This window comes from Aeromonas sp. R5-4, from assembly GCF_040908215.1.
GTDB lineage: Bacteria > Pseudomonadota > Gammaproteobacteria > Enterobacterales > Aeromonadaceae > Aeromonas > Aeromonas veronii.
In genome coordinates this window covers 88,100-100,311 of the sequence record NZ_JBFODG010000029.1, presented here as the reverse complement: position 1 = coordinate 100,311, position 12,212 = coordinate 88,100, and the positions used below count along the sequence as shown (strand labels likewise).

General features: G+C 59.9%; 13 protein-coding genes and 1 tRNA gene. 8 read left to right on the top strand and 6 right to left on the bottom strand.

Annotated elements, in window-relative coordinates:
• Window positions 1-97: 97 nt before the first annotated feature.
• The gene (locus tag AB5Y83_RS15145) at window positions 98-1,000 is read left to right on the top strand and encodes an AraC family transcriptional regulator (RefSeq protein WP_139405385.1); all 903 of its coding nucleotides are present in this window, start codon (window positions 98-100) and stop codon (window positions 998-1,000) included.
• A gap of 17 nt (window positions 1,001-1,017) precedes the next feature.
• Complete coding sequence (locus tag AB5Y83_RS15140) at window positions 1,018-1,530, top strand: lipocalin family protein (RefSeq protein ID WP_005341930.1); 513 nt, start codon at window positions 1,018-1,020, stop codon at window positions 1,528-1,530.
• 66 nt (window positions 1,531-1,596) lie between these two features.
• Here the strand turns inward: AB5Y83_RS15140 and AB5Y83_RS15135 are convergent, their stop codons facing one another.
• Together AB5Y83_RS15135 and AB5Y83_RS15130 are read right to left on the bottom strand one after the other, a co-directional pair.
• Window positions 1,597-3,489, bottom strand: coding sequence for a methyl-accepting chemotaxis protein (locus AB5Y83_RS15135; RefSeq protein WP_368175443.1), 1,893 nt, complete (start codon window positions 3,487-3,489; stop codon window positions 1,597-1,599).
• Between the two features lie 207 nt (window positions 3,490-3,696).
• Entirely contained in the window at window positions 3,697-4,194 is a 498-nt protein-coding gene (locus AB5Y83_RS15130; RefSeq protein WP_368175442.1) for a lactoylglutathione lyase family protein, read from the bottom strand.
• A gap of 100 nt (window positions 4,195-4,294) precedes the next feature.
• Between AB5Y83_RS15130 and AB5Y83_RS15125 the strand changes: the two genes are divergently transcribed.
• Window positions 4,295-5,167, top strand: a complete 873-nt coding sequence (locus tag AB5Y83_RS15125; RefSeq protein ID WP_368175441.1) for a LysR family transcriptional regulator — start codon at window positions 4,295-4,297, stop codon at window positions 5,165-5,167.
• A gap of 144 nt (window positions 5,168-5,311) precedes the next feature.
• Here AB5Y83_RS15125 and AB5Y83_RS15120 read toward each other — a convergent pair.
• Window positions 5,312-5,388: transfer RNA gene (locus AB5Y83_RS15120), tRNA-Trp, on the bottom strand.
• A gap of 201 nt (window positions 5,389-5,589) precedes the next feature.
• Between AB5Y83_RS15120 and AB5Y83_RS15115 the strand changes: the two genes are divergently transcribed.
• From AB5Y83_RS15115 to AB5Y83_RS15095, 5 genes are all read left to right on the top strand, one after another.
• Complete coding sequence (locus tag AB5Y83_RS15115; protein ID WP_368175440.1) at window positions 5,590-6,132, top strand: hypothetical protein; 543 nt, start codon at window positions 5,590-5,592, stop codon at window positions 6,130-6,132.
• Between the two features lie 99 nt (window positions 6,133-6,231).
• The gene (locus AB5Y83_RS15110) at window positions 6,232-6,426 is read left to right on the top strand and encodes a hypothetical protein (RefSeq protein WP_013724188.1); all 195 of its coding nucleotides are present in this window, start codon (window positions 6,232-6,234) and stop codon (window positions 6,424-6,426) included.
• Entirely contained in the window at window positions 6,407-7,327 is a 921-nt protein-coding gene (gene pyrB, locus AB5Y83_RS15105) for an aspartate carbamoyltransferase (RefSeq protein WP_005339735.1), read from the top strand. The genes AB5Y83_RS15110 and pyrB overlap by 20 nt, the downstream gene beginning before the upstream one ends.
• Window positions 7,328-7,342: 15 nt before the next feature.
• Window positions 7,343-7,807 (top strand): aspartate carbamoyltransferase regulatory subunit, encoded by a 465-nt coding sequence (pyrI, locus tag AB5Y83_RS15100; protein WP_005339730.1) that lies wholly within the window; start codon window positions 7,343-7,345, stop codon window positions 7,805-7,807.
• A gap of 200 nt (window positions 7,808-8,007) precedes the next feature.
• The gene (locus AB5Y83_RS15095; protein ID WP_005339728.1) at window positions 8,008-8,499 is read left to right on the top strand and encodes an arginine repressor; all 492 of its coding nucleotides are present in this window, start codon (window positions 8,008-8,010) and stop codon (window positions 8,497-8,499) included.
• A 131-nt stretch (window positions 8,500-8,630) separates the two neighbouring features.
• Here the strand turns inward: AB5Y83_RS15095 and AB5Y83_RS15090 are convergent, their stop codons facing one another.
• The 3 genes from AB5Y83_RS15090 to arcC all read right to left on the bottom strand — a co-directional run bounded on the left by AB5Y83_RS15090 (window position 8,631) and on the right by arcC (window position 12,171).
• Window positions 8,631-10,037 (bottom strand): YfcC family protein, encoded by a 1,407-nt coding sequence (locus tag AB5Y83_RS15090; protein ID WP_040070076.1) that lies wholly within the window; start codon window positions 10,035-10,037, stop codon window positions 8,631-8,633.
• 123 nt (window positions 10,038-10,160) lie between these two features.
• On the bottom strand, window positions 10,161-11,165 hold the full coding sequence (gene argF, locus AB5Y83_RS15085) for an ornithine carbamoyltransferase (protein ID WP_005339721.1): 1,005 nt from the start codon (window positions 11,163-11,165) through the stop codon (window positions 10,161-10,163).
• A 79-nt stretch (window positions 11,166-11,244) separates the two neighbouring features.
• Window positions 11,245-12,171, bottom strand: a complete 927-nt coding sequence (arcC, locus tag AB5Y83_RS15080) for a carbamate kinase (protein WP_005339719.1) — start codon at window positions 12,169-12,171, stop codon at window positions 11,245-11,247.
• Window positions 12,172-12,212: the final 41 nt, after the last annotated feature.

The following is a 12,212-nucleotide window of genomic DNA, read 5'->3' as shown; positions in this document are numbered from 1 at the left end:
CTCCAGAACCACCCTACCATCAAGACAACATCCTGCTTGATTCTTGCCTATTTCTACAAAGCAGCGAAAACCGGAACTGTCGAATCAAAGAGCGCCCATGCAAAACCGTTACAGCGACCTCGCAACCAGATTGACCCGCCACGTCACCGCCCCCGGCATCACCCCATCACCGGTGAAACAGGTCAACCTCATCTATACCACCGAGCACCATGGCCGCACCCCGGTGCTCTACCAACCGCGGATGATCGTTATCCTGCAGGGACACAAGGTGGGTTATCTGGCGGATCAGGTGTTTCGCTACGACCCCAACCACTACCTGCTGATGACCCTGCCGCTCCCCTGCGAGTGCGAGTGCTTCGCCTCCCCCGAGCAGCCGCTTATCGGTTTTACCATCGAGATCGATCTGGTAACCCTGCAAGAGTTGCTGCTGGAGCTGGGCGATGCCCTGCCCGCCCCCGCGTCGCAAAAGAGCGGCGTCCACTCGGTCCCCCTGTCGGAAACCATGTTTTGCGCTGCCGAGCGACTGATCGAGCTGATGGACAACCCGCTGCACGCCAGGGTGCTGGGACCGCAGACGGTGCGCGAGATGCTGTTCCACGCCCTCACCGAGGGGGGCGGCCCGGCGCTGCAGGCGCTCGCCAATCGCCACAACCATGTGGGCCAGATCGCCCGGGTGCTGCGTATGATAGAGTCCCGTTATGCCGACAACCTCACCATGGAGGAGCTGGCGCGGGAGGTGAACATGAGCGTCTCCGCCTTTCACCACCACTTCAAGGCGGTCACCGCTACCTCGCCGTTGCAGTACATCAAGTCGTTTCGCCTGCACAAGGCGCGGATGATGATGCTGCACGATGGCATCAAGGCGGGCACCGCGGCGGCCAGAGTCGGTTACGAGAGCAACTCCCAGTTCAGTCGGGAGTACAAGCGCTTCTTCGGCAGCACGCCGACGGATCAGGCCTCCCGCTTCCGGGATGGCCAGCTGCGCATCATCGAGGGATAACAAGAGAGGGATTACTTATGCGTTCACTGCTTTGCCTGTTCACCGCTTTGCTGCTGACAGCCTGTACCGGGATTGCCGATGGCATCCGCCCCGTTACCGGCTTCCAGCTCGATCGTTATCTTGGCACCTGGTACGAAATCGCCCGCCTCGACCACAGCTTCGAACGGGGGCTGGAGCAGGTGAGCGCCACCTACAGCCTGCGGGACGATGGCGGCGTCAAGGTGCTCAACCGCGGCAAGCAGAGCGATGGCAGCTGGCGCGAAGCCGAGGGCAAGGCCTACTTCGTCGATAGTCCTGACGAGGCGCGGCTCAAGGTGAGCTTCTTCGGCCCCTTCTACGGCGGCTACAACGTCATCGACCTCGACCCCGATTACCAGCTCTCGCTGGTGACCAGCTACAACCACGACTACCTCTGGATCCTCTCCCGCTCCCCCAACCCGCCCAAGGCGAAGGTGGATGCGCTGGTCGCCAAGGCGAAGTCGCTGGGCTTTGCCACCGACCAGCTGATTTGGGTCAAGCAGACCCCTTAAGCCCGTCGTGAAATGACAAAGGGCAGCCTGCGGGCTGCCCTTTCTGTTGCTGGCGTGGCGGGATGATCAGAGCCGGAAGCGGCCAATCTCCTGCTCCAGCCGCTCGGTCAGCGACTTGAGTTCGACCGCCTGCGCCGCCTCGTTGCCCGCCTGCTCGGCCAGCTCTTGCGAGACGTGGCGGATATTTTCGGTATTGCGGCTGATCTCGCCGGTCACCGAAGTCTGCTCCTCGGCCGCCGCTGCGATCTGGGTCGCCATGTCGCTGATGGAGCCGATCGCCTCGTTGATCCGGGCAAGGCTCTGGTTGGCCGCTTCCGCATCCTCGACGCTGGTACCCGCCAGCTGACGGCTGGTCTCCATGCCACCCACGGCTCGACGGGTGGTCTGCTGCAGGGTCTCGATCATCTGCTGGATCTCGTCGGTAGAGTCGTGGGTACGGCGCGACAGCACCCGCACCTCGTCCGCGACTACCGCGAAACCGCGTCCCTGCTCACCGGCCCGGGCCGCCTCGATGGCGGCGTTGAGCGCCAGCAGGTTGGTCTGCTCGGCGATGCCGCTGATGGTCGCCAGAATGCCGCTGATCTTCTGGGCATGGCTGTCGAGCTCATTGATGATCTGGCTGGCATCGGCCACTTCGTCCGCCAGACCGGTAATGCTGCGCTGACTCTGGCCAACCTGGGATTGACCGGCGACCGCCAGTGCAACCGCATCGGTGGCGGTGGTGGCAGCAAACTCGGCGTTGCCGGCGATCTCCTGGGTAGCGGAAGCCATCTCGGTCACCGCGGTCGCCACCATCACGATCTCGTCCTGCTGCTGGCGCACCCGCTGACTGCGAGCCTGCGCCCCGGCCGCCTGAGCGCGAGACTGTGCCGCCAGCTCGACGGTCACATCCCGCAACCGGCTGACGATGCCGTGCAGCCGCGCCACGAACTGGTTGAAGTTCTGGGCCAGCTGACCCACCTCATCCTTGCTGTGGGTGTTGATGTGAACGGTGAGATCCCCCTCACCGTGGGCGATGTCGTGCAGGGCGTGCGCGACCCGGCCGAGATCGGCGAACAGGTATTTGAAGGTAGCGGTGAGCAGGGCACTGAACACCAGCATCAGCACCAGGGTCAGCCCCACCAGCTCCCACAACAGGCTGCTGAGCGGCGCCTCCAGCACATCGCGATACATCACCATGGCCAGCAGCCAGTCGGTGCCCGGCACCGGTTGTACCGCCAGCAGCACATCCCGCCCGTCGAGAGTGGCGGCGTGCAGCTCGCTGTTTTCGCGGCCCCACTGCTGGAAGGTGGCGGCCGAGAGTCCCGGCGCCAGCTCGGCGATGGGCTTGAGCGCCAGATCCTTCTGCGGATGGCCGACGATGAGGCCGCTGCTGTCGAGCAGCATGGCGTAGCCCTCACCCTGCACCTTCATCGCCAGCACTTCGTCGATCAGCTTGTCGAGCGCCAGGTTGGCCCCCACGGCACCGACCAGCTCGCCCTGATGGCGCACCGGCTCGGAGAGGGTGACCACCAGCTTCTGCATGGTGACGCTGACATAGGGGGCGGTGACGATGAGCTGCCCCGCCTTCACCGCATCCTGATACCAGGGGCGCTCGCGCGGGTCATAGTTGCCGGTGTTGAGGGAGGGGTCCTGCCGGGTCATCACCCCCTGCGCGGAGCCAAAATAGGTGAGCCCGAACCCACCGGAGGTGTAGGCCTGCTTCAGGTGCGGCACCAGCTCGGCTTGGGGGTTATCGCTGATCAGGTTGACCAGCGCATGGACGGTGTTCTTGCGATCCGTCATCCAGTCGCCGATGGCGACCGAGTAGGCGTGGCCATAGTTGACCGCCTCGCTCTGGATGGCGCTCATGGTGCGGGATTTTAGGGTGTGAAAGGCAACGATGCCGAGCAGTGATGCCATCAGCAGCACTACGCCAAGACTGGTGGCCAGCAGCTTGCCGCGCAGAGAGAGGGTCATGACGACGAATCCTTGTTGTTGTGTCAGGCAGGGAAAACCCTGATGTATCAAAGGCTATCGGCCGCAATATGAACAGACTTTAGTGAATCTGTATATTTTCCCATCTATCAACAACAGAACGCGCTATTCGTGTGAACCAGATCGCTATTCCATGCTACTAACTCTTGTAACAACAAAGCAGCAGGCCGCCCGAAGGCGGCCTGTCACTTACCCCTGATATGCACCGGCGGAGTAGGTCAGCTCATAGCTGTGGCTGTAGATCTCGACGATATTGCCGAAGGGATCTTCCATGTAGACCATGCGGTAGGGCTTCTCACCCGGGTAGTACTCGCGCACCGGCATCCGCTGCTTGCCGCCCGCCGCGACGATGCGCGCCGCCAGCCCCTCGACATCCGGATCCTGCACGCTGAAGTGGAACACCCCGGTCTTCCAGAATTCGAAGTTGTTCTCACGGCGCTCGCTGTTGGGAAACTCGAACAGCTCGATGCCGATCTTGTCACCGGTGGAGAGGTGAGCGATACGGAAAGAGCCCCAGCCCGGGCCGAACACGTCGTTGCACATCACGCCGATGGCGGAGTCATCCTCGGTGATGGTGGTGGCCGGCATGATGAGATACCAACCCATCACCTTGGTGTAGAACTCGACCGCTTTGTCGAGGTCAGTCACCGTGATGCCGATGTGGGAGAAGCTTCGCGGGTAAGTCATAAGTCACCTTGAAATTGTGTGTGGGAAACAGGTGACATGATAGGAAGGGGCGACATAATGAAAAATAAGGACAAAGTAATCGAAGGTATAAATTAAATTTATGGTTAATCCACTCTGGCTCCACACCCTGGTGGTGGTGCATGAAACCGGCAGTTTTACCCGCGCCGCCGAGCGGCTGGATCTCACCCAGGCCGCCGTCAGTCAGCATATCTCGCGCCTCGAGGCCGAATTTGGCCCCCTGCTGCTGCGCAAGCCCCGTCAGCTGGAGCTCACTCCGCGCGGGCTGGTGCTGCTCGACTTCGCCCGCCAGCAGGAGCAGGCCGCCGAACAGCTGCGGGCACGCCTCTCTGACGATGACCCTCACCGCGGCGCCATCACCCTGTCCACCCCGGGCAGCATTGGTCTGCTGATCTATCCCCTGCTGCTCGACCAGCAACAGGAGCACCCCGGACTCACCATCCAGCACCGCTTTGCCCCCACCCCCGACATAGTGCAGGCGGTACTGGCAGGGCGTAGCGATCTGGGGCTGGTGGATCAGCCGCCGGAACACCCCAGCATCGCCGCCGAGCCCTTCGCCCGCGAACCCCTCTGTCTGGTGATGCCCAACGATGGCGAGAAGCAGAGCTGGCAGCACCTCTGTCAGCTCGGCTTTATCGACCACCCGGATGGCCGCAGCATGGCACAACGCCTGTTGGGACGACGCTACCCCGGCCAGCGCGTTGACGAGATCCCGCTGCGCGGCTTTACCAACCAGATCGGCCTGATCCTGGAGCCGGTCGCCCGCGGCCTCGGCTTTACCGTGCTGCCCCGCTTCGCCGTCACCGCCTTTGCCCAGCAGGAGAAGATCCGGGTGATCCAGAGCAGCATTGAAGTGATCGACACCCTCTGGCTGATCTACCGCGCCGAGTGGCCGCTCCCCGCCCGCCACCAGCGGCTGGTCACCGTCCTGAAACAGCGGGTTGCTGCACATTGAACGCTCTTGCGGCAGACATCGAGATCAATGTGACCACAGTTACCGAGGGCTAGCGGCAAGAAGGAGAAGAGAAAGGAGAGAGGGATAAATTGGCGAACGCCGGAAATGCGAAAGGCCAGCTCAATGAGCTGGCCTTTCTGAAAATGGCAGGGGCGGCAGGACTCGAACCCGCAACCATCGGTTTTGGAGACCGCTGTTCTACCAATTGGAACTACGCCCCTGCAACAAACGAGGCGTAGTATACAAAGTGGAGATCAAAGGTAAAGGCTTTTTTTACGCTTTCGATGCGATTGCACAAATCCCGAACAAGTCGCGGTTGTTTGTGCAGCAAAGCGGGATAACTTGCTGTATTTGCAGCCCTGCCGGGGTAGGAATGGGACATAAATGGGGGTAGGGTGAAATCAGGTACCGGGAGGCCACTTATGCTCAATTACCGACTGCTCCAACAACTGGCGCCCCTCAATTTCAGGGATGAACGCAAGACAGAGTCCCTGCCCGCCTATCTTGAACGGGTCGCGCCGCTCGTGCCTTTTATTCCTGAAAATGTGCTCTCCCAGTGGATTTACCGCCATTGGCGCGGTTTTGAGTCCAACTGGAGCTTTATCGATCTCGCCAGCCATCAGTTCACCTGTGAAAGCTGGCCCACCGCGCAGCTGGTGGATCAGGTGGACTCCCGCCATATGGAGGTGATCGAGCGCTGGGGGGAGATGCTGCGCAGCAACCGTTATGTCCGCCGCTCCTGGCTCGGCGAGAAGATGCTGAGCGAAGGCACCTGGCCCGAACCTGTCATCGTGCTGGTGCCGGAGGAGGGAGCCAGCTACCCGAACGGTCATCCCCTGCCCCGCCCCTATTGCCTGCTGGAAGGACACCACAGACTCGGTTATTTGCGCGCCATGGCCCGCGATGGGGAATCGCTGCAAGAGACGCACAAGGTGTGGATTTGTCGTCATTTTTCCGCCACTTAAACGTTTTTCATGCTGAAATTGGCATCGGAAATAAAATTTTGACAATTAAAAAACCGGCCCTATAATCTGTCCGGTTTTGAAAAAGGTCGGGACGAAACGATGCAGTTTTTGATTCAGAAAACAGCCTTGCAGACGGGTGGTGCGCACCAGAGCGGCCCCGTTGTTTCCGGTTCCCACCCCAACGATCCCCAGTTATTTTTAAAAAAAGCCCCTGTTTCAGGGGCTTTTTTTTGTGCCCGAAAAACCTCCAATGATGTCAAAGGGAATGCAGACGATGACCAATCCACTCTATAAGAAACATGTCATCTCCATTTCGGACCTGACCCGGTCAGAAATGGAACTGGTAGTCTCAACCGCACAACGGTTGAAGGCTGAACCTGACACCAGCCTGTTGAAAGACAAGCTGGTTGCCAGCTGCTTCTTCGAAGCCTCCACCCGCACCCGCCTCTCGTTCGAGACCGCGGTACAGCGCCTTGGCGGCAACATCATCGGCTTCGCCGACGGTGGCAACACCAGCGCCAAGAAGGGCGAGACGCTGGCTGACTCCATCAAGATCATCGGCTCCTACTCGGATGCGGTGGTGATGCGCCACCCGAAAGAGGGCGCGGCCCGTCTGGCCTCCGAGTTCTCCCGCGTGCCGGTCATCAACGGCGGCGACGGCTCCAACCAGCATCCGAGCCAGACCCTGCTCGACCTGTTCACCATCCATGAGACCCAGGGCCGTCTGGACAACCTCAACGTCGCCTTCGTCGGTGACCTGAAATATGGCCGCACCGTGCACTCGCTGGCCCAGGCCCTCAGCCTGTTCAACTGCCGCTTCTTCTTCATCTCCCCGGAAGCGCTGGCGATGCCGGACTACATCTGCGAAGAGCTGGAAGAGAAGGGCATCCAGTTCAGCGTCCACCAGACCATGGAAGAGGTGATGCCGGAGCTGGACATCCTCTACATGACCCGCGTCCAGAAAGAGCGCTTCGACGAGACCGAATACAAGCACATGGCCGCCAAGTTCATTCTGGAGCTGGCGACTCTGGAAGGGGCCAAGCCCACCATGAAGATCCTGCATCCCCTGCCCCGCGTCGACGAGATCGATGTGGCGGTCGACAAGACCCCCCACGCTTGCTACTTCCAGCAGGCGGAGAACGGGGTCTATGCACGCCAGGCGCTGCTGGCACTGGTACTGAACGAAACTGTCTGAGCTTAGGGGAATATCATGTCTGACAAGAACCAACTGCAAGTCGAAGCCATCCGTCACGGCTCCGTCATCGATCACATCCCCGCTGGCCAGGGCATCAAGATCCTCAAGCTGTTCCAGCTGGTCGAAACCCAGGAGCGGATCACCGTCGGCTTCAACCTGAAATCCGGTGCGCTGGGCAAGAAGGATCTCATCAAGATTGAGAACACCCGTCTGACCGAACAGCAGGCTAACCAGCTGGCGCTGTTCGCCCCCAAGGCGACCGTCAACATCATCGAAGACTTCAATGTGGTGAAGAAGCACCAGCTGGAGCTGCCTGAGTTCATCGCCGGGGTGTTCCACTGCCCCAACTCCAACTGCATCTCCCACAACGAGCCGGTAGACAGCTACTTCCGGGTGCGCGAAGTGAAAGGCGTGGTGCGAATGAAGTGCAAATATTGCGAGAAGTCCTTCACTCAGGACATCGTCAGCGAGCGTTACTGATATCTGATTGGGCCCCGCGGGGCCCATTTTTGAACCCTGTCACATCACCGAATTTCCAGTCAGCTATAATTTGCCATCGCAAGATGGTAATGCCCGCTCATTCCCTGCATATAGGTTGATTATCAGTGTTTTTACCTGATAACTGACTGCTATGGCAGATATCGCGCGTTTACCTCCGGTCATCATCAAAGGAATTCGCCGTGGTCAAAACCCTCAGTCGTCCCGTTGCCCAAGAGCCCGATCTGGCCCAGCTGGATGCCTGTCGCCAGATCATCGGTCAGCACTGCTACAGCACCCAGGAAGAGATCCGCCGCGAGCTGTCGGAGCGCGGCTTTGCCGACATCAGCCAGTCAACCATCTCCCGTCTATTGCGCCGCCTCGGCGTCGCCAAGGCGCAAAATGCCAACGGCAAGAAGGTCTACACCCTGGTCGATGAGCAGCTGGAACCCGCTGGCAGCACCCGCTCGATCCACGATATGGTGCGCGAAGTGGTACACAACCAGCAGATGGTGCTGATCCACACCACTCCGGGGGCCGCCACCGTGGTGGCTCGCCTGCTGGATCGCAACGCCAATCCCGAGATCATGGGCGCCGTCGCAGGCAATGACGTGGTGCTGGTCGCGCCGCGCCATATCAGCCGTACCCGTCAGGCCCATGCCGCCGTGGTACGCACGCTGGCGCAGGCCCGCTAAGCTCTTTCCCCCAAATACACTGAGGCGACCTGCGGGTCGCCTTTTTGTTGCCTGCTATTTTCTGTCCATCACTTCTTGCGCCCATAAAAAACGGGAGCCCGCAGGCTCCCGTTTTATCTTGCTTGTCATCCTCAGGAGAGCACGGCGCCCAGACTCAGGCAGACCACGATCAGCACGGTCAGGATACCGAGCAGCGGAGCCACCCACTTCAGCCAGCGCACATAAGGCACCTTGGCGATGGCCAGACCGCCCATGACCACGGCGGAAGTCGGGGTCACCAGGTTCACCAGACCGGAGGCTGACTGGTAAGCAGTCACCACCAGATCGCGGCCTACGTTGGCGAAGTCGGCCAGCGGCGCCATGATCGGCATGGTCAGTACAGCCAGACCGGAGGAGGACGGCACCAGGAAGGAGAGCACCACTTCCAGCACGAACATCACGTTGATAAAGACGATGGTGGAGAGGCCGGTCACGATCCCTTCTGCACTGTGCAAAATGGTGTGAGTGATCATGCCGTTATCCATCACTACCACGATACCGCGGGCGATACCGATGATCAGCGCCACACCCAGCAGGTCGCGAGCACCGTCGATAAAGTTGGAGGTCAGCTCCTCTTCGCTCATGCGGGAGATGACACCGACTATGATGGCGGCAGCCAGGAACACGCCGGAGATCTGCGCCATCCACCAGCCCAGCACGGCCACACCGTAGATCATCACGGCGAAGGCGGCGACGAAGATACCCAGCACGATTTTACGGGTCAGGGTGAACTCCAGCATCTGGTCGCTCTTGTTGCCAAGGAAATGGGCACGGTTCTCTTCCCACTTGTCAGCCACCAGGGATTTGCTCGGATCGCTGCGCACCATCTTGGCGTAACGCATGACGTAGGCAACACAGAGCAGCCAACCGGCGACCAGCATGGCAACGCGCAGCCAGATACCATCGGTGAAGGAGATACCGGCGGCGTTGGCGGCAATCACTGTCGCAAACGGGTTGATGGTGGAACCGAGAGTACCGATACCGGCGCCCAGCAATACGGTTGCCGCTGCCACCACAGGGTCGAAGCGGGCGGCCATCATCACCGGCACCAGCAGGGTGTAGAAAGGCAGCGACTCTTCGGCCATGCCGTAGATGGTGCCGCCTGCGGCGAACAGCGCCATCAGGATCGGGATCATCCACTCTTCCCGGCCGCGCAGACGGTCGGTCACACGTTCGATACCGGCATCGATGGCACCTGTCTTGGTCACAATGCCAAGAAAACCACCGATGATCAGGATAAAGAGGGAGACGTCGATGGCGCCTGCCTCATAGGTGTCGTGGTTGTAGAGGCCATCGATAGGTGCCAGCAGCACGTCGACGATCCCCTGGGGATTCCCCTCCACCAGTTTGTAGGTACCCGCCACCGGCACTTCTTTGCCGAGGGCTTCGTTCATGGTCATCTCGTATTTGCCGGCCGGCACTATCCAGCTCAGGGCGGCCACCAGGGCGATCAGCACAAACAGTATCGTGTAGGCTGACGGGAACTTGAATTTGGTCATGGTCCAGCTTCCTTCTGTGGGTGTGGTATCCATGCAGGCTGCGGGTTGTAGGGTTAGAGGTATTATGCCGCTGTCACATGGTCGAAAAGCCGGGGGTCACCCCCCGGCACCACTACTGCGACCTTAGTCGCCCAGCGTAGCAACCATCACTGCCTTGATGGTGTGCATCCGGTTTTCGGCCTCGTCGAACACGATGCTGTGCTCGGATTCGAACACGTCCTCGGTCACTTCCAGGCCTTTCATGCCATATTTGTCAGCCACTTCCTTGCCCATGGTGGTCTCGTCGTTGTGGAACGCCGGCAGGCAGTGCATGAACTTCACATCCGGGTTCTTGGTGGCATTGATGACATCCATGTTGACCTGATACGGAGTCATCAGTTTGACGCGCTGATCCCAGGCTTCTTTCGCTTCACCCATGGATACCCAGACATCGGTGTAGAGGAAGTCAGCACCCAGCACACCCTCTTTCACATCTTCGGTCAGGGTGATGCGTGCGCCGGTCTCTTCGGCGATCAGGCGGCACTTGGCAACCAGCTCCTCTTCCGGCCAGAAGGCTTTCGGTGCGACCAGACGGATGTCCATGCCCATTTTGGCGGCGCCGACCATCAGGGAGTTACCCATGTTGTTGCGGGCATCACCCAGGTAGGCGAACTTGATTTGATCCAGACGCTTGCCCTTGCCGTGCTCCAGCATGGTCATGAAGTCGGCCAGGATCTGGGTCGGGTGGAATTCGTTGGTCAGGCCGTTCCAGACCGGAACACCTGCATAGGCGCCCAGTTCTTCGACGATCTCCTGACCGTAGCCGCGGTATTCGATACCGTCATACATGCGACCCAGTACACGGGCGGTGTCCTTCATGGACTCCTTGTGACCGATTTGGGAACCGCTTGGGCCAAGGTAGGAGACCTGAGCGCCCTGGTCGAAGGCCGCTACTTCAAACGCACAACGGGTACGGGTGGAGGTCTTCTCGAAAATCAGGGCGATGTTCTTGCCGACCAGATGCTTGCGCTCGTAGCCACCGTATTTGGCTTTCTTCAGGTCGATGGCCAGGTCGATCATGTATTGGATTTCGCGCGGGGTGAAGTCCAGCAGTTTCAGGAAGTTACGGTTACGCAGATTAAAAGCCATGATGAGTTCTCTCTATATATGTTTCAGACCAGTTCGGGCAGTAGTGTTGACTACGCATTCTCAGTACAGATATCGGTAATTACGCATGTACGGTGCGGGTGGCGACGATATTGGTGCCGGCTTCACCCTTGAGGATGGCGAGGCCATCTTCCAGCGAGCCGATGCCGACCATGCCGCCGGTCGCTTTGACAAATTCACAAGAGGCTTCGACTTTCGGTCCCATGGAACCTGCGTCGAACTTGACCCCGGCCAGCTCGTCCGGGCTGGTGACTCGCAGCGGACGCTGGGTCGGTTTGCCCCAATCCAGATAGACGGCATCGGCGTCGGTCAGGATCAGCAGGGCGTCGGCCTTGATCTGCTTGGCCAGATAGGCGGCAGACATGTCCTTGTCGATGACGGCTTCGATACCGGTCAGGCTCTGGCCATCCCAAGTCACAGGGATGCCGCCACCACCGGTACAGATGATGAGGTGGCCCTGGGCAATCAGGGTTTCGATGGCATCGCCTTCAACGATGCGCTGAGGCAGCGGGGACGGCACTACACGGCGGAAGAACTTGCCGTCAGCCTTGACCACCCAGTGCTTCTCTTCTGCCAGGGTGCGGGCTTCAGCCTCTTCGTAGACGGGGCCGATAAATTTGGTCGGGTTGGCAAATGCCGGATCCTTGGGATCAACCTGCACCTGAGTCAGCAGCGCGGTGACGTTGCGGCTCGGCATCAGGTTTTTCAGTTCCTGGATCAACATGTAGCCGATCATGCCCTGGGACTCGGCACCTAGCACATCCAGCGGATAGGGGGATACCTTGGTGTAGGCGCTGTTTTGCAGGGCCAGCAGGCCGACTTGCGGGCCGTTGCCATGCACCAGCACCACGTTGTACTCCTGAGCGATCAGGGCGATGGTCTTGGCGGCAGTTGCAATATTCTTGCGCTGGATATCCGCTTCCAGTGGCTCACCACGACGGAGCAGTGCATTGCCACCCAGAGCGACGACGACAGTTGGTTTTTTCATAGTGGTTAATCTCGAGTTTGGTTCTGTGTGGCGCCAGCTTC

Coding starts and splice junctions, on each gene's coding strand:
- AB5Y83_RS15090 (WP_040070076.1), bottom strand. CDS start 10,037: ATGACCAAATTCAAGTTCCCGTCAGCCTACACGATACTGTTTGTGCTG.
- argF (WP_005339721.1), bottom strand. CDS start 11,165: ATGGCTTTTAATCTGCGTAACCGTAACTTCCTGAAACTGCTGGACTTC.
- AB5Y83_RS15110 (WP_013724188.1), top strand. CDS start 6,232: ATGCAGTTTTTGATTCAGAAAACAGCCTTGCAGACGGGTGGTGCGCAC.
- AB5Y83_RS15145 (WP_139405385.1), top strand. CDS start 98: ATGCAAAACCGTTACAGCGACCTCGCAACCAGATTGACCCGCCACGTC.
- arcC (WP_005339719.1), bottom strand. CDS start 12,171: ATGAAAAAACCAACTGTCGTCGTCGCTCTGGGTGGCAATGCACTGCTC.
- AB5Y83_RS15130 (WP_368175442.1), bottom strand. CDS start 4,194: ATGACTTACCCGCGAAGCTTCTCCCACATCGGCATCACGGTGACTGAC.
- pyrI (WP_005339730.1), top strand. CDS start 7,343: ATGTCTGACAAGAACCAACTGCAAGTCGAAGCCATCCGTCACGGCTCC.
- AB5Y83_RS15125 (WP_368175441.1), top strand. CDS start 4,295: ATGGTTAATCCACTCTGGCTCCACACCCTGGTGGTGGTGCATGAAACC.
- AB5Y83_RS15135 (WP_368175443.1), bottom strand. CDS start 3,489: ATGACCCTCTCTCTGCGCGGCAAGCTGCTGGCCACCAGTCTTGGCGTA.
- pyrB (WP_005339735.1), top strand. CDS start 6,407: ATGACCAATCCACTCTATAAGAAACATGTCATCTCCATTTCGGACCTG.
- AB5Y83_RS15140 (WP_005341930.1), top strand. CDS start 1,018: ATGCGTTCACTGCTTTGCCTGTTCACCGCTTTGCTGCTGACAGCCTGT.
- AB5Y83_RS15115 (WP_368175440.1), top strand. CDS start 5,590: ATGCTCAATTACCGACTGCTCCAACAACTGGCGCCCCTCAATTTCAGG.